Origin of the sequence: Shewanella nanhaiensis, from assembly GCF_019457885.1 — a bacterium.
Taxonomy (GTDB): domain Bacteria; phylum Pseudomonadota; class Gammaproteobacteria; order Enterobacterales; family Shewanellaceae; genus Shewanella; species Shewanella nanhaiensis.
Genome location: NZ_JAHZST010000034.1, coordinates 1 through 23,868 on the forward strand (window position 1 = coordinate 1; position 23,868 = coordinate 23,868).

A 23,868-nucleotide genomic window follows, 5' to 3' on the forward strand; every position below is an offset into this window, starting at 1 on the left:
GATATGTAAGGCATCAAGAAAAGGTTGAAAAACAGGAGCAGCCGCAATTAGATTTGAAGTAGACAACGCCCCCTTTTAGGGGGCTAATGCAAAGCCACCTTCTTCAGAAGGTGGATTCTTTACTTAAAAACTCAATGGTTTAAAAAATAACCGCAAAAATTGATTAATTTTTGATTGATTTTGGTCTGAAAAAGTTCTATTCATAGTATGTGAAGCCATTGCTTCTTTGTACCTAGATCAGAGGATTTTTGCATGAAGAGACAAAAAAGAGATCGTTTAGATAGAGCTTTTTCGAAGGGATTCCAAGCTGGAGTTGGCGGCCGCTCAAAGGAAAATTGTCCTTATTCAACACTTGACTCTAAGTCACATTGGCTAGGAGGTTGGCGAGAGGGGGTCGATGGCCGACTGAGTGGTCTATTTAACAAATAGAGTCGTGATTGCCCTCGCAACTCTTTGCTCTCTATATAGAGGTAGTTAGAGCAGAGTCTTGAGGGCATTTTTATGAGTTTTCTTTAAAGAACCGTGTTAAAAACTGGATGTGTCTTTAAATATTCCCACCTTAAGATCGGTTGCACTGTATATCTCACGGCCATCTACTTCCATGACTGCATCGGCAATACCCATGACTAATTTACGGTAGACTTTGCGCTTAACGGTGAGTTTGTATGTCACTTTCTTGGCATCAGGTAATACCTGACCCGTAAACTTAACCTCTCCAACTCCCAGTGCACGCCCTTTACCTTCAGCACCTTCCCAGCCTAAGAAGAAGCCAACGAGTTGCCACAATGCGTCTAAACCAAGGCAACCAGGCATAACCGGATCGCCATCGAAGTGACATTTAAAAAACCATAGCTCGGGATTGATATCGAGTTCAGCTACAATTTCACCTTTACCAAACTCTCCGCCATCAGCATTAATCTTAGTGATACGATCTATCATCAACATATTGTCTATAGGAAGGCGAGGTGAGTGCTCTCCAAATAGTTCACCATGTCCACAGGCGATGAGGTCTTCTTTGTTGAAACTGTTTGCTTTACTCATTGTTATACTTTACTCCAGCAATTTTAGGAGCCAAGATTAGCGAACACGTGTAAGCTAAACAACTCCGATCAGCTGGAAAATTTCATTTTTTCGAGGAGTTTGGCGAAAAATCCACTCTCCTCCTCTTGGTAACCGGCTAAACGAGCCAATCTATCTTGTACCAGACCATAGAGAGAGTCGTCAGGAAAGTTATTACTCTCATCAGGTACACCAGCCTTCATATTCATTAATAGCTCAACTGCTTCATCAATATGCTCAATACCGTAAAGGTGAAACTTACCTGCTTCTATCGCTTCGATAATATTGTGAGTGAGGTTCAGTTGTTGTGTGTTTGAACTTGGAATAATGACACCTTGTCTTCCTGTTAGGCCGCGGCGCTCACATAGATTATAAAAGCCTTCAATCTTTTCATTAACGCCACCAATAGCCTGAACATGGCCGAATTGATCTAATGCTCCAGTCACCGCAATACCTTGGTCAATAGGTTTTTCTGTGATGGCTGAGATTAAACTGCAATACTCTGCTAGAGAGGCACTGTCACCATCTATCTCTTGATAGGATTGTTCAAACACAATGTTGGCATTGAGGTGAAGTGGGGCGTCTTTACCAAAAATACGATAAAGGCATGACGATAGGATCATCATGCCTTTAGCATGAATATTGCCTGCCAGCTCTGATTTTCGCTCAATATCGGCGACTTCACCGTCACCATAGTGGACGGATGCCGTGATTCTGGCCGGTTCACCATAGCAATACTCAACGGTATCTAGGACTGTTAAGCCGTTAATTTGCCCCACCATATAGTCATCGGTCGGCAGGCTAATAAACTTATCATCGAAGTTTTGAGCTGATAGCATTTCAGAGGCATTGTGACGCTGCTGGTACTGTTTTAATGCGTATTGGAAACTCTGAGCTGAGATCTGTTTTGAGCGGCCGTAAGCCTTAGCTTGTGCAAGCATTTGCCCTATTTGAGCAGACAGCAAGGAGAACCTTTGCTGATGATCGGCAAGTCGTGCACAGTATTGAAACAGTGGGGCTAGGGCAGATTGCTCAAGTTCAGCATCAACCGTAGCTGCAACTGCTTTTAGCCAGGTTGCATATTCAGACTCTGATGAATGATTTAGGTCGAGCTCATTGACCATCTCACCTAAAATTGGGAATAGGTGTGGGAACCTGCTCTCTTCAACCCAACTAACACTGTATTGCATACTGCTTCCAACGAGAATGATTTTACATTCAAGGGGAGTCGCTGCAAGTGATGAATGAACTTTATACTCTTTTTTAGATAAGATATCTAAAAGCAGGTCCCAAAGCCCCTCTCTTTTCCATAATGATTCCGCACAAATAAACAGGTAGTGATTATTGGCAAGCGCACCTGATATAGGGTTTTCAGCCATTGAGTCCTGTTTACGCTCGTCGAATCGACCTAACAGATCTGAGCGTTTTATATTCCCTGAAAGGTATTGGTAAGTTTGTTTTTCTTGAATACCAACAAGGCTTTTAATGAACTCAAGTCTATCAACGCCTGCAAAGTCAGCTAGGTACATATGTTGATTTGCTGTCATCGTAAGCAGTTCGAATGCGTTTGATACTCTCTCTTGGCCTAGCAGTAAAGTTTGATTGGTATGCGTAAGCTCGGAGATGGTTGGGAGCTTGTATTGCGGAGACAGCGCAGAAACAGGTATGACGTTTGAATTCATATAGCAGGTGCTACTTAATGATTGTTTGTTTAATAATAAGCAGATATTAGCACAGCTTGTTTGATGGCCAAATTCAATTTATTGAACCGTGAGTTAAATAAATGAATTCATTTCTGTCTCTACTGAGTTCAATTAGACTATGTGCGTTAAGATTAGCCGTTTCACTGCATTATTGTGGAAAGTGGTTTACAAGGCTCAAGGATACTTATATCATGCGCATCGTTCGGAGGGATGGCAGAGTGGTCGAATGCACCGGTCTTGAAAACCGGCATGGGTTTATAGCCCATCTAGGGTTCAAATCCCTATCCCTCCGCCATATTTAGATGAAGCCTCAAGTAGAGATACTTGGGGCTTTTTCGTTTCAAGATACTTAGTTGAACCCTAGGGTTCCTATTATTTAAATCAGCTATCCCTCCGCCATATTAAAAGAGGCCTGATATCGAAAGATGTCAGGTTTTTTGCTTTTGAAAGAAATCTTATTTTTTACTAGTTACCCTTCGCACATATTCAAGACAATAGAGTTGTCGTTAAAAATATCGATTTTTGTCCTGTACCGTCTAAGTTTTCACTGAGTGAAATTGATTATCAAATAAACATACAAAACAAGGATCATCAGATAGTGGTTTACAGCCTAAAAAACTGGGGCTATTATATCGCTCGTTCGGAGGGATGGCAGAGTGGTCGAATGCACCGGTCTTGAAAACCGGCATGGGTTTATAGCCCATCTAGGGTTCAAATCCCTATCCCTCCGCCATACTTAGATGAAGCCCCAAGTAGAGATACTTGGGGCTTTTTCGTTTCAAGATAGTTTGTTGAACCCTAGGGTTCCTCTTTTTAAAGTTTTTAATTTTTGTGCTATTTCTGTTTTAGGGTGAACGTGTCTATATCTTGACCTCTTTATATGGTGAAGATTGTAGTCTTAACTTCTGCATATTTTATTCATTACTTTTCTGTGGTTTGTCAAAGTAATGATTGTTAAGAACTAATAAGTTGTTTACTTATAATTCATTACGTTAGGTTATGGCAAATAGCGCTTTCCTATTGCTCCTTTATGGGCTAAATTACCTTTAAATACGATGTTGGATCGGTTAGGTTCATCGCATTACATCTAGGGTAGGTTAGATTTGATTTCTGTATATTTAGTCGATGATCATGAATTAGTTAGAACCGGAATACGGCGCCTTCTTGAAGATGAGCGTGGTATTAAAGTCGTAGGTGAGGCTGGAGATGGAGAAACCGCTGTTCAGTGGAGTCGAAATAATGAAGCCGATGTTATTTTGATGGATATGAATATGCCGGGAATTGGTGGTTTGGAAGCCACAAGGAAAATTCTTCGTTACCAATCTCATGCAAAAATTATTGTCTTGACCATTCATACTGAAGATCCTTTCCCAACTAAGGTGATGCAAGCTGGAGCATCTGGCTATCTAACGAAAGGCGCGACACCACCTGAGGTGTTACAAGCTATTAGGCAAGTCGCCCATGGACAGCGGTACTTATCACCTGAAATTGCACAGCAGATGGCGCTGAGTCAGTTTAATCAGACAGAAGATAACCCTTTTAAGACACTCTCCGAACGTGAGTTGCAGATCATGATGATGATCACCAATGGTGAGAAAGTGAATGATATTTCCGAGCAACTTAATTTAAGTCCTAAGACCGTTAATAGTTATCGCTATCGCTTATTTGCCAAGCTTGGAATAAGTGGTGATGTTGAGCTTACTCGTTTGGCCATCCGTTATAAAATGTTAGACACAGGTCAGTTTTAACTCCTTGCTTATTTGGAACATATCTTGTCTCAGTTTGATTCAAAAGCATTTTTACAAAGCGTCTCTTCATCACCAGGTGTGTACAGAATGTACGACAGTGAAGAGACGGTTATCTACGTTGGCAAGGCTAAGGATCTAAAGAAGCGGCTCACCTCCTATTTCAGAAAAAATTTGCCTAATGTAAAAACCCACGCGCTGGTATCACATATTGCCAATATTGATGTGACGGTAACGCACAGTGAAACCGATGCCTTGTTACTCGAAAATGATTATATCAAGCAGTATATGCCCAGATATAATGTGTTACTTCGAGATGATAAGTCTTACCCCTATATCTTGCTTAGCCACCATAAACACCCAAGGCTTGCCTACCATAGAGGTTCTAAACGCCATAAAGGGAGTTACTTTGGGCCCTATCCTAATGGGGGCGCGGTTAGAGAGAGTTTGCACTTGATGCAGAAAATCTTCCCGATTAGGCAGTGTGAAGATGTGTATTATAAAGCGAGATCTAGACCCTGCTTGCAATACCAAATTGGCCGTTGCAGTGCTCCCTGTGTGGCTAAGATAAGTGATGAGGAGTATTCGGCCCAAGTAAAACTTGCAAGCTTATTTCTTAAAGGGCGGGATCAGCAGGTGATGTCTGAGTTGGTACTAAAAATGGAGAACGCAGCTCACATGTTAGAGTATGAGCAAGCGGCGCGTTTTAGAGATCAAATCTCCGCACTAAGAAGGGTCGCTGAGCAGCAGGAAGTGTCACATACCTCCGGAGATATGGATGTTATTGGTGCTTATTATGCTTCAGGCGTTGCCTGTTTCCATCTGCTCTTTATTCGCGACGGAAAAATTTTCGGCAGTCGAAGTTACTACCCTAAAGTGCCTGCACAAACAGAGCTTGATGAAGTGCTAAGCTCATTTATGTTGCAGTTTTATCTTAATGCTGACAGCCAAAGAACCGTACCTAAAGAGGTTCTCTTAAGCCATGATTTCGCAGATCTGCCTGTTTTAGTCGATGCGATACAGAGCGCGCTTGATAAAAAAGTTGAGATCAAAACCAAAGTAAGAAGTGAACGTGCCAAGTTTTTAAAACTCGCATTAACCAATGCAACGAATGCTGTGAACACGCGCCTGTCACATAAAAGTACCGTTGAGCAGCGTTTCCTTCTTTTGGAGGAGGCGATAGAGGTCAGTAAAGCGGTAACTCGGATGGAGTGTTTTGATATTAGCCATACGATGGGGGAGAGCACGGTTGCTTCTTGTGTGGTTTTTAACCGAGAAGGCCCGAATAAAGCTGAGTATCGTAGATACAATATCAGTGGAATAACCCCAGGTGATGATTACGCGGCAATGAAGCAAGCCTTGACAAGGCGATTCGATAATATTGAAAAGAGTGGCAAGGTGCCTGATATCTTATTTATCGATGGTGGAACAGGGCAGCTCAGGATTGCTCAGAAAGTGGTTGACGAAAAGTTTGCTAATTTAGATGTTGCGCCTCTTCTTATTGGCGTTGCGAAGGGAGAGGGCAGAAAGCCTGGTTTAGAAACACTCATCTATGGAGAGAATGAGCAATCCTTCACGCTGCCTGCAGATTCAGGTGCGCTACACCTTATTCAACACATTCGAGATGAGTCTCACCGGTTTGCCATAACTGGCCATCGTAATAAACGTCAAAAAACGCGTAACACCTCAACGTTAGAGTCCATCACCGGTGTTGGGCCTAAACGCCGTAAAGCACTACTGCAATATTTAGGTGGAATTCAGGAAGTAAAAGGTGCCAGTGTGTCTGAATTAGCAAAAGTACCCGGTATTAGCGTAGAAATGGCACAAACGATACATGATTCATTGCGGGGGTCATAAAATTAAGGCAAGATTGGCGCTGCTTTTAAAATTTTTGGTTTTCTCATGCCGTTTAATATACCTATCGCGTTAACTTTGTTCAGGTTGTTTTTATTGCCTGTGTTTGTTGTTATTTTTTACCTGCCTTACTCTTGGTCGCCTTTTTTTGCGGCATTCGTATTTTGGTTGGCAGCAGTGACAGATGCTCTCGATGGTTATGCCGCCAGAAAGTTAAAGCAGTCGACTCGCTTTGGTGCCTTCCTCGATCCAGTAGCCGATAAAATTATGGTCACTACGGCGTTGGTGCTTTTAGTTGCCGAGTACAACAGTATTTGGATGACCCTTCCAGCTCTGTTTATGATTGGTAGAGAGATCGTGATCTCTGCATTAAGAGAGTGGATGGCTGAAATTGGTAAGCGCGGTTCGGTGGCAGTCTCTTGGATTGGAAAATACAAAACTGCTGCGCAGATGACCGCCATTACAGGGTTAATTTGGCACCCTAACGATTTAATCACTTATGCAGCTTATGCTCTGTTTTATGTTGCTGCCGTACTGACTTTCTGGTCAATGATGAGTTATATCATGGCAGCTTGGAGTGATTTAACTGCTGAATCGAATAATTAAAATGCAAAAAGCCCATTTAGTGTTCAAGCAGTCGTTTATTGTGAAATATGCAATTGACTCTTGGCATTAAATCGGTAGAATGCCATTCCGCAGTCAGGGGAAAGCTTGTTAAGTAGTTCTGATTGATAGTTAAGATTTGCGACATTAGCTCAGTTGGTAGAGCGATACCTTGCCAAGGTATAGGTCATCGGTTCGAACCCGATATGTCGCTCCAATCTTACAAAGATTTGCGACATTAGCTCAGTTGACTCTTTAATAAAGTCAAGTGCGCGATACCTAGCTATAGGATATCGGTAATTTTTTTCGAACCCGATATGTCGCTCCAAAATTTTATTGAAAAGATAAATTTTTGGCAGGGAATAGCTTCTTGTTTATATGAAGAGGCGGTTCGAACCACTCTTTATTAGAGAAGGTTCGCTCCAATCGTACAAATATTGGCGCGATGGCAGAATGGCTATGCTGCGGATTGCAAATCCGTCGATCTCGGTTCGACTCCGGGTCGCGCCTCCATATTAAGATATTGATGAGTTTGGTTAAGTATTTTTTATTATAACTAAGCAGTATTAACTACCGATAATACATATCATCAAGATCAACGAGTTTGCCCGAGTGGTGGAATCGGTAGACACAAGGGATTTAAAATCCCTCGCTGAATAAGCGTGCCGGTTCAAGTCCGGCCTCGGGTACCATCATTAAGATGACATTGAAGCCTCAACATTAGTTGGGGCTTTTTTGTATCAAGCTTTTATGGATCAGGCTAAATCCCTCGCTATTCTTAATAAGACGCGACCAGTTCAAGTCTGGTCTCGGATACCATCATTAAGATGACATTCAAGCCTCAACATTAGTTGGGGCTTTTTTGTATCAAGCTTTTATGGATCAGCCTAAATCCCTCGCTACTCTTAATAAGAGGTGACCAGTTCAAGTCTTGTCTCGGATACCATCATTAAGATGACATTGAAGCCTCGACATTAGTCGGGGCTTTTTTGTACCAAGCTTTTATGAACCAGCCTAAATCCCTCGCTACTCTTAATAAGAGGCGACCAGTTCAAGTCTTGTCTCGGGTACCATCATTAAGATGACATTGAAGCCTCAACATTAGTTGGGGCTTTTTTGTGTGCAATAGAAAATATGGTGGAGTCCATATTCTGGTGATTGGTGCTGAGAATGAACCTTTGCTTAACTAGCAAGCATTATGAATGTAAAGTAAACTGCGCGGATTGGTTTTTAACCATTTGAATAAGAAAGATAAACCTTAGTATTGACTCATTTTTGAAATCAGTTAAAGTAGCCACATCTTCTGAAGACGACATTGATTAGCTTAGTTGTTCAAAGAGGAATTTATTGGCGCGATGGCAGAATGGCTATGCTGCGGATTGCAAATCCGTCGATCTCGGTTCGACTCCGGGTCGCGCCTCCATATTAAGATATTGATGAGTTTGGTTGAGTAGTTTTCTACTATAACTGAGCAGTATTAACTACCGATAATACGTATCGTCAAAATCAACGAGTTTGCCCGAGTGGTGGAATCGGTAGACACAAGGGATTTAAAATCCCTCGCTGAATAAGCGTGCCGGTTCAAGTCCGGCCTCGGGTACCATCATTAAGATGACATTGGAGCCCCTCAACATTAGTCGGGGCTTTTTTGTACCTGAAGCGTGATTAGCTGTACTGTATGGATTTAAAACCCCTCGCGCTGTTGAAGTACACGTGCCGACTGTTACAGGGATTGGAGTCCGGTCTCGGGTACCATCATTAAGATGACATTCAGCCTCGACATTAGTCGGGGCTTTTTTGTACCTGAATCGTGATTAGCTGTACTGTATGGATTTAAAATCCCTCGCGCCGTTGAAGTATACGTGCCGACTGTTACAGGGATTGGAGTCCGGCCTCGGGTACCATCATTAAGATGACATTCAGCCTCGACATTAGTCGGGGCTTTTTTGTATCCAAAGCTAAACCCCTCGTTACTCTTGTTTATAACGTTTGATTTGTAAATGAGTGGCTGATAGAAGTTTTATTGAGGTGTCGCTAAATGATTAGGGGATGTTAAGTATCCGAAAAAACGTTATTTCTTTTTCTGAGATAGCTTTGAGTACGACTGACAGAGTCTGCGAAGGTGCCGTTCTGAGTACTTTAGCTAAAATAGAGCTTTGGCATTATTTACCTTCCAAGGGTAAACTTTATTTACGCCCATTCATTAGATGCGAAAACCTTTATTCACCTCTCTAGTGTAATAGGTAACATGGGGAGGCTGTACTATGCATAAAGGGAATAGGATTAGATATGTCATTATGGCACTATTCATTCAATTGTGTGCTACTCCCTGTGTATTGGCGTTAGACAAAACTTCTGCTGCAATGAATGCGCTTAGATACCAAGTTCAGCTTATTAGTTTAATTGACCCATCTTTTTCTAAATATAATCGGCTGCTTACTCAGGAGTTTGAAGAGGAGCAACTTGATCTTATCAATGATATTCAACTCGAGGTCGCCAATTTCTGGCGCTCTGTAAATATCCAGAGCCGTGGAGAGGGGGGAAGTGATGATCTATATCGTAATGTGATTTTGTTGGAACCTAGCTCTTCTGACTACCTTCCTATTAGCAACCGCATTCGCTATCTGCTTTGGGTTGAACAAACTGAAAACTGGCAACCATTAGTGTTAGATATTTGGTTGAAAGAGGGGGATGTGAATCCAGCTGTTAAGCTGATAGGTCGTAGATTAAAGTGGCTAGGGGATCTCAACTTTTTGGATCCAGACAATAGCGTAATGACAGCAGATCTTGTAAGAGGGGTCTTGAACTTTCAGCGTCGTCACGGGCTAAAGCAGGATGGGGTGATTGGGCCGGAAACATTAAGATGGCTTAATTTAACGCCCAAAAAAAGGGCGGCTTTACTCGCTGAAAACTTTATCAGTAAGTCAAGTTATCTCTCGACGATTGGTCCAAGGTTTCTGTTAGTGAACATCCCCGCTTTTGAGATGGTATTAGTGGATAAGGGACAAGTTCAATTAGAGTCAAGAGTGATCGTGGGGAAACCATACCGTCAAACTCCTAGGTTAAGCAGCTATATCTCTAACATGGTACTTAACCCAAGCTGGCGGGTACCGAGAAAGCTGCTAAGAAGGGACCTATTACCTAAAGTTCGTCAAGATGGTGCTTATATCAGTGAACATAACTTTGATGTCTTCAACTCTGCGGGTGATGAGATTGTAAAGTCACCTGAAGAGTGGCAAATGTTAGCGGGAGGCAGATTTCCATACCGTTTAGTGCAAAAACCAGGAAAAGATAACACTTTAGGTCGTTATAAGTTCTACTTTAAAAATGAATTTAATGTCTACCTTCATGACACTTATGACAAAGCCCTATTCGAGGAGAGCAATAGAGCGCTCTCTTCTGGCTGTATTCGGGTTGAAAAGGTTGAGTCATTAGCAAATTGGTTGGCTTCTAATTTGGTGAGTGATAAACAAACATGGGTAGATCTTCAAACTGAAAGGGACAAAACCCAGTGGTTTGCGTTCGATAACTTCCTCGCTGTTCATCTGGTCTATTGGACCGCATGGATGGATGAATCTGGACTTGCACAATTTCGTAATGATATTTATCACCAGAATTCAATGCCTAAGCTTGCCTCAATACAGAATTAATTTTTGAGGCTTTTTTGATACATCAAATCTTTATTAAGGTTAACTTGATTTCCCATATCTTTCAGTTTACTTTGTCCGCATTCGTGTTTAAAAAGTAGTCAGTGGTGGTAGTGTGTCCTTAGTTTGTCCTACTCGTAGGCAGTTGTTGCTTGGCCTTAGTGGTGTTGCAATGTTTTCCGTTATTCCTTCCAAAGTACAAGCAAGTCGTTCAACAACCGGTGTACGTAGCTTAGGCTTTAATAATCTCCATACTGGCGAACGAGGTTTCGGTAGCTATTGGATTGATGGAAACTATCAAGAGAAAACCTTATCTGAATTTAGCCATACATTGAGAGATCATAGACGTAATGAGTCTGCTCCAATGGATAAGCGTTTATACGATCTTCTGTTTAAGTTAAAACTGTCGCTCAATGTGGAGGAGGATTTTAACGTGATTTCAGGGTATCGCTCTCCAAAGACAAATGCGATGTTAGCATCGAAAAGTAATGGTGTTGCTAAGAAAAGCTACCATATGAAAGGGATGGCGATGGATATTGCACTTCCTAATGTTAATTTGAGCGATCTACGTGATGCAGCGATAGAGCTAAAGCTCGGTGGCGTAGGGTATTACCCTCGCTCAGGTTTTATCCATGTCGATACAGGACCTGTGCGAACTTGGTAATGAGAAGAATATCCCATTTTTAGCGACTTAATAGTTTGTTAGGCATAACAGTATGTGGTAGTATTCGCCCGCAATAAATGCGTCTTCATTGGTCGAAAATGGAGACAAACTGAAACTAATTTAATTAAGTGAGAAAAACATGTCTTACACTATCGCTGCACAAGTCCGTACTGAAATCGGGAAAGGTTCGAGCCGCCGCCTACGTCATGCTGACAAAGTTCCTGCAGTTATCTATGGTCCAGGTAAAGAGCCAGTTGCTATTGTTTTTGACCATAAAGATATCATCAACATTCAAGAGAATGAAGATTTTTACACAAGCACATTAACAATCAACCTAGACGGTTCTGATGTTAAAGTGAGTGTAAAAGCTATGCAACGTCACGCATTCAAGCCTCTTATCGAGCACGTAGATTTCACATACGCTTAATTGTATTGTGTTATTACATAAAAAAAGCGCCTAATGGCGCTTTTTTTATGTTCATTGCTAACCCTTTTAAGATTCCTCTTCATCTTCCTGATCGGGGCAGGCGGCTATTACCGTTCGCTCACCGTCTAGATTTAGCTCCTCTAACCTCACATCAAAACCCCAGAGTCGATGCAGGTGCTTTACAACTTCATGTCGGCTTTTTGCCAGAGGGACACGATTTGTTGGAATATATCTTAAGGTAAGGGATCGATCTCCTTTCACTTCAACATTCTGTACTTGAATATTAGGCTCTAAGTTGGACAGGTTATACTGCTGCGATAGCATCTGACGTATATCTTTATAGCCTTGATCATCATGTATAGCTGATACGGACAGGTAGTTTTTTTTATCATCATCTAGTACACCAAAGAGCTTAAATTGGCGAATAATATTTGGTGATAGGTATTGGCTGATAAAGCTCTCATCTTTAAAATTCTGCATGGCAAAATGCAGGGTTTCAAGCCAGTCACTGCCTGCAATATCGGGGAACCAACGTTTGTCCTCCTCTGTAGGGTCTTCACATATTCGTCTGATATCGACAAACATATTAAAACCTAATGCATAGGGGTTAATACCGCTATAGTAGGGGCTATTGTAGCTTGGCTGTGCGACCACATTGGTGTGGTTTTGCAAAAACTCCATCATAAAACGATCTGTGACTAAACCATCATCATAAAGGTGGTTGAGTATGGTGTAGTGCCAAAAGGTTGCCCAACCCTCGTTCATCACTTGAGTCTGTTTTTGTGGATAGAAATATTGTCCCATCTTTCGTACGATTCGAACAATCTCCCTCTCCCAAGGTTTTAACAGCGGTGCATGCTTTTCAATAAAGTAGAGAATATTCTCCTGAGGCTCTTCGGGAAAATGAGATCTGGGCTTCTCTTTTGCATCACTTTGATTTAGAGGGATAGTGCGCCAGAGGTCGTTGACTTGACTTTGCAAGTACTCTTCACGATCTTTCTGTCTTAGTTGCTCCTCTTTAAAAGAGATCTCACTGGGACGTTTGTACCTGTCCACACCGTAATTCATCAGTGCGTGACAGGAGTCGATAATGAGTTCCACCTTTTCAGCACCGTGAACCTCTTCGCATTGACTGATGTACTTTTTAGCGAATACAAGGTAGTCAATGATGGAACTGGCATCTGTCCATGTTTTGAAAAGATAGTTATTTTTAAAGAAGCTATTATGGCCAAAGCTGGCATGAGCCATCACTAATGCCTGCATTGTGATAGTATTTTCTTCCATAAGATAGGCGATACAGGGATCTGAATTAATCACTATCTCATAAGCGAGGCCCATTTGACCTCTCTTATAGCTCTGCTCTGTTTCAATGAACTTTTTACCGAATGACCAATGGGTATAGCCAATTGGCATACCTATTCCTGCGTAGGCATCCATCATCTGTTCAGCGGTTATCACCTCTATTTGATTGGGGTAGGAGTCGAGTTTGTAATGAGCCGCTACCTTTTCGATTTCGGTTAAGTAGGTTTGAAGAAGATCGAAGGTCCAATCAGGCCCATCGTCTAGCGGTGTTCTTTTTTTCTTGTTATCCATAACGCCCCCTAAACAGCTTGCTTTTTAAAGAGTTCTCTAAATACAGGGTAGATATCTTCGGCTTGCTTTATATGTTGTACAGCTATGTTATCAAAGCTTTTTTGCAAGCTTTCATATTCTCGCCAAAGTGTTTGATGAGCGCGGTTAGTGATCTCTATATAGCTAAAATATCTCACTACTGGAAGCAGCTTTTTCTCAAGCAGTGTCTTACATCCAGGGGAGTCGTCAGCCCAATTGTCGCCATCGGAAGCTTGCGCTGCATAGATGTTCCACTCACTCTCTGGGTAACGCTCTTTCTGTATTTGATGCATCAGTTTCAATGCACTGGAGACTATGGTTCCACCGGTTTCTTGTGAATAGAAGAATTCGTGTTCATCCACCTCTTTAGCTTGGGTATGGTGGCGGATATAGACAACATCCAAGTTTTTATAGGTTCGGGTAAGAAATAGATAGAGCAAGATGTAAAAACGTTTCGCCATATCCTTAGTTGCTTGATCCATCGAACCAGAGACATCCATGATGCAGAACATCACAGCCTGACTGGAGGGGATCTCTTTCTTAGCAAAGTTGTTATACCTAAGATCGAAGGTGTCAATAAAAGGTACCTTAGCAATTTTCTGTTTTAACTCCTCAATCTCTTGTTTCAAAAATAGAATTCTTTCGGCTTCTGCACCTGGAGTATTTTCAAGTTCCTCAAGTTCATTAATAAGCTCTTTTAGCGCTTTCTTCTTCGATGAGGACATTGCAATTCGGCGAGCAAGGGATGAGCGTAGTGAGCGGACAATATTGATATTGGCCGGTACACCATCATTGGTAAACCCTGCTCTATAGGTTTGATATTCAACGAGCTTATTGAGTCGATTATTTTGTAAGTTGGGCAGCTCCAGATCTTCAAAAAGTAGCTCTAAATATTCATCTTTCGAGATCTGAAATACAAAATCATCTTGTCCTTCGCCTGAGTCTGAAGCTTCTCCTTGACCCGCTCCTTGACCACCACCTGATGGCGGGCGCTCTATCTTGTCACCTCGGGTAAATTGATCATTACCAGGGTGGACACGCTCTCGAACACCACCTTGGCCCTGATGAAATGAGGGCTCAGAGATATCTTTTGTTGGTATGCCAATCTTTTCACCTTTATCGACGTCTGTGACACTTCGTCTGGTCACGGCATCGCTAACAGATTTTTTTATCTGCTGTTTATATCTATTGATGAAACGTTGACGGTTGACAGTGCTTTTTCCTTTAGCATTAAGCCGTCTATCGATAAAATTCGCCATGCGCACCTCCCAAGTCATAGTAGGGAGCAAGCTCCCTACCTGTCCCTAAGTTAAGAAGACTTACGTACCCTCAAATACCACTCTGATAGCAGTCTGACTTGTTTTTTGGTATAGCCTTTTTCCATCATACGATCGATGAAGTCGTCATGTTTACGTTGGTCATCCGTTGAGGTTTTAGCATTAAATGAGATAACTGGTAATAGATCTTCTGTGTTTGAGAACATCTTTTTCTCTATTACAGTGCGGAGCTTCTCATAGCTGGTCCAAAGTGGGTTTGAGCCTTCGTTGTTAGCTCTAGCTCTGAGCACAAAGTTAACTATCTCGTTGCGGAAATCCTTTGGATTGCTTATCCCTGCAGGCTTCTCTATCTTTTCAAGCTCGGCATTGAGTGCTGAGCGATCGAATAACTGTCCCGTTTCTGGATCTCGATACTCCTGATCTTGGATCCAAAAATCAGCGTAGGTGACATACCTGTCGAAAATGTTTTGTCCATATTCCGAGTAGGACTCGAGGTAAGCTGTTTGGATCTCTTTACCGATAAACTCAACATATTTAGGGATTAAATAACCTTTTAGGAACTCAAGATAACGCTCGGCCATATCGGACGGGAACTGCTCCTGTTCGATCTGCCTTTCGAGAACATAGAAAAGGTGTACTGGGTTAGCGGCAATCTCACTATGATCGAAGTTAAAGACCTTAGAGAGGATCTTGAAAGAAAAACGGGTTGAAAGCCCATGCATCCCTTCATCGACACCAGCATAGTCACGGTACTCTTGATAGGATTTTGCCTTTGGATCGGTATCTTTGAGGCTTTCCCCATCATAAACTCGCATCTTTGAATAGATGGAGGAGTTTTCTGGTGCCACCATTCTCGAAAGTACACTAAACTGCGCCAGTGTCTCCAAGGTGCCAGGGGCACAGGGCGCTTTCGATAACTCTGAGTGACAAAGTAACTTGTTATAGATCTGTATCTCCTCAGTGACTCTGAGGCAGTATGGAACCTTAACTATATATACCCTGTCTAAGAAAGCTTCATTGGTTTTGTTATTTCTAAAGGTGGTCCACTCAGATTCATTGGAGTGAGCGAGGATCATGCCATTGTAGGGAAGGGCGGATAATCCCTCAGTTCCGTTATAGTTTCCCTCTTGAGTGGCTGTAAGCAGAGGATGCAGAACCTTGATAGGCGCTTTAAACATCTCTACAAACTCCATTAGGCCCTGATTTGCTCGGCACAGTGCGCCTGAGTAGGAGTAGGCATCGGCATCGTTTTGGGCAAAATGTTCCAGCTGTCTTATATCCACCTTACCAACGAGAGAGGAGATATCTTGGTTGTTCTCATCCCCAGGCTCTGTTTTGGCAATGGCCATCTGATCCAAAATTGCCGGATATACCTTAACGACCCTAAATTTGGAGATATCTCCGCCAAACTCATGTAACCGCTTAACAGCCCATGGCGACATGATGCATTTAAGGTACCTGTGGGGGATGTTGTACTCACTTTCGAGTAACTCGGCATCCTCTTCAGGGTTGAATAGGCAGAAAGGGTGATCATTAACCGGACTTCTGACACCGTCTGCACTTAAAATGTAGATAGGTATCTTCTGCATCAAAGATTTTAATTTTTCAGCAAGTGAAGATTTACCACCACCAACGGGACCTAGCAGATATAGGATCTGTTTCGACTCTTCCAGCCCTTGTGCGGAATGTTTAAGGTAAGCGACTATCTGCTGAATAGACTCTTCCATGCCGTAGAAGTCTTTAAACTCTGGATAACGTGAGATTAATCGGTTTGAAAAAATACGGCTAAGAACAGGATCTTTTGAGGTATCGACAACCTCTGGTTCTCCAATTGCTAGCAGCAATCTTTCTGCTGCGGATGCATAAGAGTTCCGATCCTTTTTGCAGATTGTCAAAAACTCCTGTAATGAATATTCTTCGTCTAGTTTTTTTTCATAGCGCTGTTGGTAATGCTCAAATATACTCATATTTCACCCCCTGAAACGCCCAAATAGGTTCAAAGCGATAACTGAAAATCAGTCTCCTACTATTAATATTAGACCTAATAAGCCAAGTAAGCATTAAAAAAGTCAAATAAAACAATAACAAACAGTTGCAAATGCAACAGTTGCAGATGTGATTGGGGAAATTTTATAGAAAATGATGGGGAGCAAGAACAAAAAAGGAGCTATAAAAAGCTCCTATTATTTTGATTAACGAGTAGGGCTACTCGTAGGAAATTTCACAAGATTTTAAGCGAAATTTTGATTCACAAAATCCCAGTTTACCAACTCCCAGTAGTGAGCAAGGTAATCAGGTCTCACATTGCGGTAATCGATATAGTAAGCATGCTCCCATACATCCACAGTCATGATAGGTGTAACACTGCTATCAGTTAGTGGAGTCGCTGCATTGCTTGTATTGACGATAGCAACCGAACCATCGGCATTCTTTACAAGCCAAGTCCAAGCACTTCCAAAGTTGTTCACTGCGGCATCTGTAAATTGTGCTTTAAAGGCCTCAAAAGAGCCAAAGGCATCATCAATTGCTTTTGCTACTGCGCCAGTTGCTGCACCACCGCCATTTGGTGATAGGCAGTTCCAGTAAAAAGTGTGATTCCATATTTGGGCTGCATTATTAAAAATTCCACCAGAAGAGGTTTTAATGATCTCTTCTAGGCTCTTCTCAGCTAACTCTGTACCCTCTACTAGACCATTAAGCTTTACAACATATGTGTTGTGATGCTTACCATAATGGTATTCGATGGTTTCTTGAGAGATATGCGGTTCAAGAGCATCTTTAGCGTAAGGTAGTGCTGGTAATTCAAAAGCCATTGCGTTTCTCCACTCAACAAAAAATTGATTTATAGTACTTGTTAGAATGATTCTACTCGAAAAATCACAAACAGTATGTGCAAATATAAGATTATTGCAATCGATAAATGAGTTCGTTAAAGCCCTATAAAAAGTAGGTTTTAGTTCTGGGGTGACCTGAAGTACAATAGTACTAATTTGTTAGTTAACGCATGTGTGAGTTAGGAAATAAAAATGGAAACAAACGAAACAGTAGAGAAGATCAAGCAACAGATCGCTGAAAACCCTATCATAGTGTATATGAAAGGTTCACCAAAATTACCGAGCTGTGGTTTTTCATCTCAAGTAGCTCAGATCATGATTAACTGTAATGCACAATTTGCGTTTGTAGATATCCTGCAACATCCAGATATCCGCAGTGAACTACCTAAGTACGCTAACTGGCCAACATTCCCACAACTGTGGGTAGAAGGTGAGTTGATAGGTGGTTGTGATATTCTGACTGAGATGTACCAGAAGGGTGAGCTTCAGACCTTAATCACAGAGACTGCAGCGAAATACCAATCAGAAGAGAACCCCTCTTAACTCGATGTGAGTTAGATTGAGTAAAAAAGCCTTTCATATGAAAGGCTTTTTTGTATTTGATAATTTGTAATGCTTATTTAACTGAGGTTTCTATCTCTTCTGAGTTAGATGTTTTAGGCATAGGTAATAGCAAATTCATTGTAATGGCGACAATCCCGCATAAGCTGATGCCAGTTAGGCTAAATGAGCCGATACCAAATGCCATCCCACCGATCCCAAACACTAAAGTGATCCCCACAATGCAGAGGTTTCTAGATTCAGTCAGGTCAACTTGATTCTTGATTAATGAGTTTAAGCCCACCGCAGCAATAGAACCAAAAAGCAAACACATGATCCCGCCCATTACTGGAACCGGAATGGTTTGCATGATAGCCCCTAGCTTACCGACAAAAGCCAGTATAATGGCGGTAATAGCTGTCCAAGTCATGATAACAGGGTTGAAATTTTTAGTGAGTGTGACCGCGCCTGTCACCTCTGAGTAAGTGGTATTAGGTGGGCCACCAAAGGCCGATGCAGCAACGGTTGCCACGCCGTCTCCAGCCAAGGTGCGATGTAATCCGGGTTTTTTAAGGTAATCTTTACCTGTGACATTGGAGATGGCAAGAATATCACCGATATGTTCGACAGCCGGTGCAATGGCGACTGGGATCATAAAGGCAATAGCATGCCAGTTGAACTCAGGGGCAACAAAATTAGGCATGGCTATCCAACTTGCCGCTGTGACGGGGGCAAAATCGACAATGCCGAAGCTGAGACTTAGGCCATAACCAACGAGGATCCCTGCCAAAATTGGCATCAGTTTTAATAACCCTTTGGCAAAGATGGCGACAGCGACAGTGCTCAATAGGGCAGATAGAGAGATGATAAGGGCGGTGCTTTGTTCAACCAGTACCAAAGAGCCATCTCCACTCTTGCCTAAAGCCATATTAACAGCAACAGGGGCAAGGCCGAGACCGATCACTATGATAACGGGGCCCACCACAACAGGAGGAAGTAAACGTTTGATAAAGCCATCCCCCCTAACTTTAACTAAACTCGCTAGAATGAGATAGACACAACCTGCCGCCATCAAACTGCCCATGGTCGATGGGATCCCCCAAGTTTGAACACCATACATAATTGGGGCAATGAAGGCGAAAGATGATGCCAGAAAAATTGGGATTTGACGTTTAGTGATAAGCTGGAAGATGAGTGTGCCTATACCGGCGGTAAATAGGGCGACGTTAGTATCTAAACCTGTTAATAGCGGCATTAATACCAGTGCACCAAAGGCAACAAAGAGCATCTGAGCTCCCTGAAGTGCGAGCGAAACATTTTTCATTTTTATTCTCTTTACGTGAGGTAAACCCTCAAATATTAACAGTATTATTTTACTTTGATAGAGATAAATTTTTTTAGTTGAAAATTATTATCTTAAGTGGTGTTTTTTAGAATCATGAAGTGAAATCAGAAGTGGAAGAAAAGTTGTGATACAATTTTGGCATATCGACTTTTAGAACTGTAGAAGATGCTCAAAACCCTATTCAAAGCCTCAATTTTATACACGAGTTGTTTGTTTATTCAATTTAACTCTTTAAATGCAGCCGAAGTGACCCAGCTTGATCAAAGCTTGGTTCCAGTTGAAACTCGTTCGGCTGCTGAGCGAAAGAAAGCCATCTCTTTAGGTCTTCAACATGTGGTATTAAAAAATTCAGGCTCTGCTGCTGCATTAAGTAATCCAAGTGTCATGGCTAAGGTTAAATCCCCCAACTCTCTTATTAGGCAGTTCGGCTATGATGAAGTGGACGGAGAGCTACTGCTCAAAGTTAACTTTGATCACAAGCGTATACTGGAACTACTTCGTGAGGCCCAACTGCCAGTGTGGGGAAAGCAACGCCCCTTAACCTTAGTGTGGTTGGTTGAAGAGAGTGATGGAGAGCGGAAAATTCTTAATGATGCTTCGCCTTTAGAGAGTCGAACACTGTTTCAAAAAGACGCCGAAGCCAAAGGAGTACCGCTGCTTTTTCCGCTGATGGATCTTGATGACAATATGCAGATTTCTGTCAGTGATGTGAGGGGAATGTTTGTTAATCAGATAGAGCAGGCCTCGCAACGCTATCAAGCCGATTACTTTGTTGTGGCGTCAATGACCCCCAATGCCGCTGGCGTTGAGTATAGTGTTTCTCTGTTTTCTAAGGGAGCTGAGCAAGGTGGAACAACGCCTCTAGTGAGTAAGCAACTGCAGGTACCAGATACAGAAGCTGCCGTAAACGGCATTATCTCTACAGTCAGTGAGTATTACGTTAGTCGATATGCTATTGCAGATACTGGAGAGCAGCTGACTAGCTCAGTTACGTTTATCGATATTACTGAAATGAAACAACTGGTTGCAATTGAGAAGTACCTTAAACAACTCAGTGCTGTAAAAGCGGTTCATATCTCGCAATTGCAGGGAACTAGTGTTAAATATGCGTTAGAACTGTTTGGTAGTATTGATGACCTTCACCGTTTAATGGCTCTTGATCCACGAATAATAGAGGCCAATAGTGGTTATCAAGGTGACATTGGTAGTGATAATAACCTCAATAGCTTAGCTCCGACCTTAGTTGATGAGCTTGAATATCGCTGGCGCGGCTAGTCATTCAAATTGGTGGGTACCTATGTTAAAATGGGTACCTAAGTTACATCGCGTGAAATTGAGAAGTACTTGAGTGAAATCTAACTCACCTATACAGTTATCATTACCTGTTCATCTGCCTGACGATGAAACCTTTAACAGTTATTATCCCGCAGCTGGAAATGATGAGCTAATTCAGAGCTTGCAAGCTTGCGCTGAGGGAAGTTCTGAACGTTCGGTTTATTTGTGGGGGCCGGTGAAATCAGGCAGAACCCACCTAATGCATGCTGCGTGTGCTCACGCAAATGATCTGCAGCGAAGCAGTTTCTATCTGCCACTTGGCATTCATGCCAGTATCTCAACCGCTCTGCTTGAGGGTTTGGAGAGTTTAGACCTAATCTGTATCGATGATGTCGATGCCATTGCTGGTCACCCGCTCTGGGAGGAAGCTATTTTCGACCTCTATAATCGGGTTTCTGAACATAAGAACTGCTCTCTTATTGTGAGTGCCAGTGTATCTGCGACCGATTCAGGTTTTACCTTGCCAGATCTTATCTCTCGGATGCAGTGGGGATTGAACTATCAGTTACAGCCTATGGCTGATGAAGAGAAGCTGGCAGCTCTTCAGCGCCGCGCCGCCATGAGAGGCTTACAACTACCTGAAGATGTGGGGCGTTTTCTGCTTAACCGTTTAGCACGTGATCTGCGAACCCTGTTTGATGTATTAGATAGGCTTGATAAAGCATCGATGGTTCATCAACGTAAGCTAACCATCCCTTTCGTTAAAGAGATGCTCAGGTTATAAAAAAGCGTGGAACCTTAATACCAATCGGTATAAAGATGTGATCGCTCAGCGAGAGTTTAGCGCTTCTGAGGCAAGGCAACGAGTGAGGAACATAGTTGTTCTACGTTTAAGCTCGTTAACGCAGAATCAGAACCGCTAAAACTCGCCTGTAAGGAGTGTTTTTGGCTGCCTACTTCTGCGTTGAATGAACTCACAAGGGAATAACCATTCTGTCATTCATTCGCCTTGAATTAGCTTGCCAAAAAAACTCTGAGTAGATCACTTTCTTATACCGATTGGTATAATAAGTTCCACGCTTTTTATGTCGATAGGTTTATTCCAATCTGTTTTTTATCAATTAATCTACGAGCTTATGCCTGTCTCCGCTGATTCTCAGCTCAGGTACACTTAATGGTGTTGTTGAGCTGCTTTGTTGCGTAGCCGCTCTTTTCTGAGCATTGCTTAAAGTTGAAATAGTCAGGTTTTCTAACCAGGAATCTCCCTGTGTCATGGCAATAGGCTCTGGAAGGTGACTTATCAGGTTTGTGCCATCCATATTTGGAAAAATATTGTGAATGACAAAGGCGGCTCTGCTTTGCAGTGAGTTTTGACCAATACGTCCACGTTGCCCCCAATCAACTGTGATTGTTGCTGCTGTGATGTTTTCAGGACGATCTGTTACACCTACGTCACGTAAAATACCGTATCGATGGCTCATCATCGCCTCCTCAAACAGCATGGCCGTATCCTCTCGAGTACTTGAGTAGGCGTAATAGTCACTGGCGATATCGTTAGAGAAGAATAGAGTGATATCTGAAGGTTGATAGTTTTTCTGAGTGTTGCTAGCAGTCTCTCCCCTAAAGCTGACTGTCGCTAAACTGGACATCTCATCACTGGTAAGTGGAAATCGAGAGGTGACTTTATCTGAAATTAACTCTTTATTTTCAGACCTTTGTTCAAAATGGTCGAGTAGTGTTTGGTTATCTATCCCAAGACTTGAGTGAGTGGAGCTGGGGAAGAAATCATTGGCGTGGGCCAGTTCATGGTAGAGTAGGGAGGAGAGGTCTGGAGATAGCTCTGCTAGGCTGCGATCAGTTCTGGTTGCACGTGCTGTTATATAAGAAACATAGTCATTATTTTTAATGTAGCGCCAGGGCATAATAAAGCCCAGCTCATTACCGAAGTTACTGCGAAAATCAGGGGCTTCATTGATCACATCACGCTCCTGGGCAAGTAACCAAAGATCGCTGGGATCAAGGTAGATAGCGCCGGTCACAACCCAATAAAATGAGGGGCGAACATCATAACTAATAACCACAGCTGTGACTGATTGTAGCAAGGTGGCAAAATCACTATTGGGATCCATCTGCTCAATAAACGTTTCAAAGTTTTCCCCCATCCACTGGTGAGAAACCAAGAGTCTATCCATGATCTTCTCTTTATCTGTCGAGCCTGGAACTTGGCCTAGTAGAGGAAGTGTGTTTGTTGAGCAAGGTGAGGTGAGCTGATTTGAGTAGATACAGCTTTCCAGAGCGCTGGCGTATGTTGAGTTTGCCTTGTAAGCAAATGTCCTAGCAACGGGCTCATCAAAATACTGAGAGGTGATTGCTGACTCATTAGTTATCAGTGATAACACCTCTTCACTGATGGTTTCTCCTGAAACTGTGCCAGTGACGCGAAGTATTGAGATGGTATCACTATTGACATTAGGCGCTTTAAATTGCGGTCGCTCAGGAGTTTGAGTATCCAAGTTGAGCTCAGGGCCAGAGGCGATACACCAGCTAATATTTGAAGGCTGTTGGTCATTATTCGCCCCAACTCTATCAATTCTGAAACTGGCATTATTGCCCTCTACCACTTGATGATCGCTGCGAACTTTGAGCATTGAGGTTGAAGCATCATTAACTGTGAGCTCAATTGTCTCAGTTAGGTCAAGGTTCGCTGATTTAACATTGACAGAGAAGGAGTAGCTACCTGTCTCTAAGAGCTCGAAGGCGAGTACCGGGCTTTTTATTGATTTTAAGATTAAAGATGGGCCGCTTACTTGTTGCCATGTAAAGTTGAGACCTGCACTGTCTCTATCGTTTAACCTAGCGATAATAGCCGCTGTTTGCTGCGCAAAATAGTTTTGCTCTACAACAAACTCAAGTCTTGATGATGTGGTGATGACATTCAGCTCTGTGGCTTGCTCACACAAGGTTAGGCTCGGTGGCGTCGGTGGTGTCACAGGAGTAGTCTCTTCATCAGAGCCGCCACCGCCACAAGCTGTTAATAGGAGAGTGGCCATTACCAATGGGCTGTATTTCCACATAGACGGATCCTCAAAAGGGGGGAGATATTATTTAACCAAAATATAACACGGGGAGTTGGCTTCAGGTAGGGGGCGTTTTTAGCAAAGTAAAGAATCCACCTTCTGAAGAAGGTGGCTTTGCATTAGCCCCCTAAAAGGGGGCGTTGTCTACTTCAAATCTAATTGCGGCTGCTCCTGTTTTTCAACCTTTTCTTGATGCCTTACATATCT

At 42.5% G+C, this 23,868-nt stretch carries 18 protein-coding genes, 8 tRNA genes and 1 pseudogene; 18 read left to right on the top strand and 9 right to left on the bottom strand.

Annotated elements, in window-relative coordinates; all coding sequences use genetic code 11:
- Positions 1-252 precede the first annotated feature (252 nt).
- Positions 253-429 carry a ribosome modulation factor gene (rmf, locus tag K0625_RS23775; RefSeq protein WP_012324776.1) on the top strand — a complete coding sequence of 59 codons (177 nt, stop codon included), beginning with the start codon at positions 253-255 and terminating at the stop codon, positions 427-429.
- A 96-nt stretch (positions 430-525) separates the two neighbouring features.
- On the opposite strand, the gene fabA is transcribed toward rmf, so the two are convergent.
- Both fabA and K0625_RS23785 read right to left on the bottom strand, forming a co-directional pair.
- Complete coding sequence (gene fabA, locus K0625_RS23780) at positions 526-1,041, bottom strand: bifunctional 3-hydroxydecanoyl-ACP dehydratase/trans-2-decenoyl-ACP isomerase (RefSeq protein WP_012324777.1); 516 nt, start codon at positions 1,039-1,041, stop codon at positions 526-528.
- Positions 1,042-1,109: 68 nt separating this feature from the next.
- Positions 1,110-2,741, bottom strand: a complete 1,632-nt coding sequence (locus K0625_RS23785) for a S16 family serine protease (protein ID WP_220111856.1) — start codon at positions 2,739-2,741, stop codon at positions 1,110-1,112.
- Positions 2,742-2,966: 225 nt separating this feature from the next.
- Between K0625_RS23785 and K0625_RS23790 the strand changes: the two genes are divergently transcribed.
- The 14 genes from K0625_RS23790 (at position 2,967) to rplY (ending at position 11,702) form a co-directional block, all read left to right on the top strand.
- A tRNA-Ser gene (locus tag K0625_RS23790) sits at positions 2,967-3,057 on the top strand.
- Between the two features lie 347 nt (positions 3,058-3,404).
- A tRNA-Ser gene (locus tag K0625_RS23795) sits at positions 3,405-3,495 on the top strand.
- 370 nt (positions 3,496-3,865) lie between these two features.
- Positions 3,866-4,510 carry a UvrY/SirA/GacA family response regulator transcription factor gene (gene uvrY / locus K0625_RS23800; RefSeq protein WP_064791481.1) on the top strand — a complete coding sequence of 215 codons (645 nt, stop codon included), beginning with the start codon at positions 3,866-3,868 and terminating at the stop codon, positions 4,508-4,510.
- Positions 4,511-4,531: 21 nt separating this feature from the next.
- Positions 4,532-6,364 (top strand): excinuclease ABC subunit UvrC, encoded by a 1,833-nt coding sequence (gene uvrC, locus K0625_RS23805; RefSeq protein ID WP_220111865.1) that lies wholly within the window; start codon positions 4,532-4,534, stop codon positions 6,362-6,364.
- A gap of 45 nt (positions 6,365-6,409) precedes the next feature.
- Positions 6,410-6,967 carry a CDP-diacylglycerol--glycerol-3-phosphate 3-phosphatidyltransferase gene (pgsA, locus tag K0625_RS23810; protein WP_012324781.1) on the top strand — a complete coding sequence of 186 codons (558 nt, stop codon included), beginning with the start codon at positions 6,410-6,412 and terminating at the stop codon, positions 6,965-6,967.
- A 138-nt stretch (positions 6,968-7,105) separates the two neighbouring features.
- Positions 7,106-7,181 (top strand) — tRNA-Gly (locus K0625_RS23815).
- Positions 7,182-7,196: 15 nt separating this feature from the next.
- Positions 7,197-7,292, top strand: a tRNA-OTHER gene (locus K0625_RS23820).
- Between the two features lie 111 nt (positions 7,293-7,403).
- Positions 7,404-7,477, top strand: a tRNA-Cys gene (locus K0625_RS23825).
- Between the two features lie 93 nt (positions 7,478-7,570).
- Positions 7,571-7,656 (top strand) — tRNA-Leu (locus K0625_RS23830).
- Positions 7,657-8,313: 657 nt separating this feature from the next.
- A tRNA-Cys gene (locus K0625_RS23835) sits at positions 8,314-8,387 on the top strand.
- Positions 8,388-8,481: 94 nt separating this feature from the next.
- A tRNA-Leu gene (locus K0625_RS23840) sits at positions 8,482-8,567 on the top strand.
- A 661-nt stretch (positions 8,568-9,228) separates the two neighbouring features.
- Positions 9,229-10,614: a L,D-transpeptidase family protein gene (locus K0625_RS23845; RefSeq protein WP_220111857.1), complete on the top strand. Its 1,386-nt coding sequence runs from the start codon at positions 9,229-9,231 to the stop codon at positions 10,612-10,614.
- 112 nt (positions 10,615-10,726) lie between these two features.
- A complete protein-coding gene (gene mepK, locus K0625_RS23850; protein ID WP_220111858.1) occupies positions 10,727-11,275 on the top strand; it encodes a peptidoglycan L,D-endopeptidase MepK in 549 nt (182 codons plus the stop codon).
- A gap of 139 nt (positions 11,276-11,414) precedes the next feature.
- Positions 11,415-11,702, top strand: a complete 288-nt coding sequence (gene rplY / locus K0625_RS23855) for a 50S ribosomal protein L25 (protein WP_012324784.1) — start codon at positions 11,415-11,417, stop codon at positions 11,700-11,702.
- A gap of 66 nt (positions 11,703-11,768) precedes the next feature.
- On the opposite strand, the gene K0625_RS23860 is transcribed toward rplY, so the two are convergent.
- The 4 genes from K0625_RS23860 to sodB form a co-directional block, all read right to left on the bottom strand.
- On the bottom strand, positions 11,769-13,295 hold the full coding sequence (locus K0625_RS23860; protein ID WP_220111859.1) for a SpoVR family protein: 1,527 nt from the start codon (positions 13,293-13,295) through the stop codon (positions 11,769-11,771).
- A gap of 8 nt (positions 13,296-13,303) precedes the next feature.
- Positions 13,304-14,572 (bottom strand): YeaH/YhbH family protein, encoded by a 1,269-nt coding sequence (locus K0625_RS23865; protein ID WP_041417604.1) that lies wholly within the window; start codon positions 14,570-14,572, stop codon positions 13,304-13,306.
- A 50-nt stretch (positions 14,573-14,622) separates the two neighbouring features.
- Positions 14,623-16,557: a PrkA family serine protein kinase gene (locus K0625_RS23870; RefSeq protein WP_220111860.1), complete on the bottom strand. Its 1,935-nt coding sequence runs from the start codon at positions 16,555-16,557 to the stop codon at positions 14,623-14,625.
- A gap of 264 nt (positions 16,558-16,821) precedes the next feature.
- Positions 16,822-17,403, bottom strand: coding sequence for a superoxide dismutase [Fe] (sodB, locus tag K0625_RS23875; protein WP_012324788.1), 582 nt, complete (start codon positions 17,401-17,403; stop codon positions 16,822-16,824).
- A gap of 213 nt (positions 17,404-17,616) precedes the next feature.
- Here sodB and grxD point away from each other — a divergent pair, with 213 nt between their 5' ends.
- Entirely contained in the window at positions 17,617-17,967 is a 351-nt protein-coding gene (gene grxD, locus K0625_RS23880; RefSeq protein ID WP_012324789.1) for a Grx4 family monothiol glutaredoxin, read from the top strand.
- A gap of 73 nt (positions 17,968-18,040) precedes the next feature.
- Here grxD and K0625_RS23885 read toward each other — a convergent pair whose 3' ends face one another.
- The gene (locus K0625_RS23885) at positions 18,041-19,288 is read right to left on the bottom strand and encodes a uracil-xanthine permease family protein (RefSeq protein ID WP_220111861.1); all 1,248 of its coding nucleotides are present in this window, start codon (positions 19,286-19,288) and stop codon (positions 18,041-18,043) included.
- Positions 19,289-19,519: 231 nt separating this feature from the next.
- On the opposite strand from K0625_RS23885, the gene K0625_RS23890 reads away from it, so the two are divergent.
- Complete coding sequence (locus tag K0625_RS23890; RefSeq protein ID WP_232847266.1) at positions 19,520-20,584, top strand: DUF2066 domain-containing protein; 1,065 nt, start codon at positions 19,520-19,522, stop codon at positions 20,582-20,584.
- A 73-nt stretch (positions 20,585-20,657) separates the two neighbouring features.
- The gene (gene hda / locus K0625_RS23895; RefSeq protein ID WP_220111863.1) at positions 20,658-21,368 is read left to right on the top strand and encodes a DnaA inactivator Hda; all 711 of its coding nucleotides are present in this window, start codon (positions 20,658-20,660) and stop codon (positions 21,366-21,368) included.
- A 337-nt stretch (positions 21,369-21,705) separates the two neighbouring features.
- Here the strand turns inward: hda and K0625_RS23900 are convergent, their stop codons facing one another.
- Both K0625_RS23900 and K0625_RS23905 read right to left on the bottom strand, forming a co-directional pair.
- Positions 21,706-23,658: a hypothetical protein gene (locus tag K0625_RS23900; protein WP_220111864.1), complete on the bottom strand. Its 1,953-nt coding sequence runs from the start codon at positions 23,656-23,658 to the stop codon at positions 21,706-21,708.
- A gap of 147 nt (positions 23,659-23,805) precedes the next feature.
- Positions 23,806-23,868 (bottom strand): annotated as a pseudogene (locus tag K0625_RS23905) (IS200/IS605 family transposase); the annotation flags it as partial.

Excerpts from the sequence above, each read along its gene's own strand:
- rmf (WP_012324776.1), top strand. The coding sequence starts at position 253 with ATGAAGAGACAAAAAAGAGATCGTTTAGATAGAGCTTTTTCGAAGGGA.
- fabA (WP_012324777.1), bottom strand. The coding sequence starts at position 1,041 with ATGAGTAAAGCAAACAGTTTCAACAAAGAAGACCTCATCGCCTGTGGA.
- K0625_RS23785 (WP_220111856.1), bottom strand. The coding sequence starts at position 2,741 with ATGAATTCAAACGTCATACCTGTTTCTGCGCTGTCTCCGCAATACAAG.
- pgsA (WP_012324781.1), top strand. The coding sequence starts at position 6,410 with ATGCCGTTTAATATACCTATCGCGTTAACTTTGTTCAGGTTGTTTTTA.
- K0625_RS23845 (WP_220111857.1), top strand. The coding sequence starts at position 9,229 with ATGCATAAAGGGAATAGGATTAGATATGTCATTATGGCACTATTCATT.
- rplY (WP_012324784.1), top strand. The coding sequence starts at position 11,415 with ATGTCTTACACTATCGCTGCACAAGTCCGTACTGAAATCGGGAAAGGT.
- K0625_RS23860 (WP_220111859.1), bottom strand. The coding sequence starts at position 13,295 with ATGGATAACAAGAAAAAAAGAACACCGCTAGACGATGGGCCTGATTGG.
- K0625_RS23865 (WP_041417604.1), bottom strand. The coding sequence starts at position 14,572 with ATGGCGAATTTTATCGATAGACGGCTTAATGCTAAAGGAAAAAGCACT.
- K0625_RS23870 (WP_220111860.1), bottom strand. The coding sequence starts at position 16,557 with ATGAGTATATTTGAGCATTACCAACAGCGCTATGAAAAAAAACTAGAC.
- sodB (WP_012324788.1), bottom strand. The coding sequence starts at position 17,403 with ATGGCTTTTGAATTACCAGCACTACCTTACGCTAAAGATGCTCTTGAA.
- grxD (WP_012324789.1), top strand. The coding sequence starts at position 17,617 with ATGGAAACAAACGAAACAGTAGAGAAGATCAAGCAACAGATCGCTGAA.
- K0625_RS23885 (WP_220111861.1), bottom strand. The coding sequence starts at position 19,288 with ATGAAAAATGTTTCGCTCGCACTTCAGGGAGCTCAGATGCTCTTTGTT.
- K0625_RS23900 (WP_220111864.1), bottom strand. The coding sequence starts at position 23,658 with ATGTGGAAATACAGCCCATTGGTAATGGCCACTCTCCTATTAACAGCT.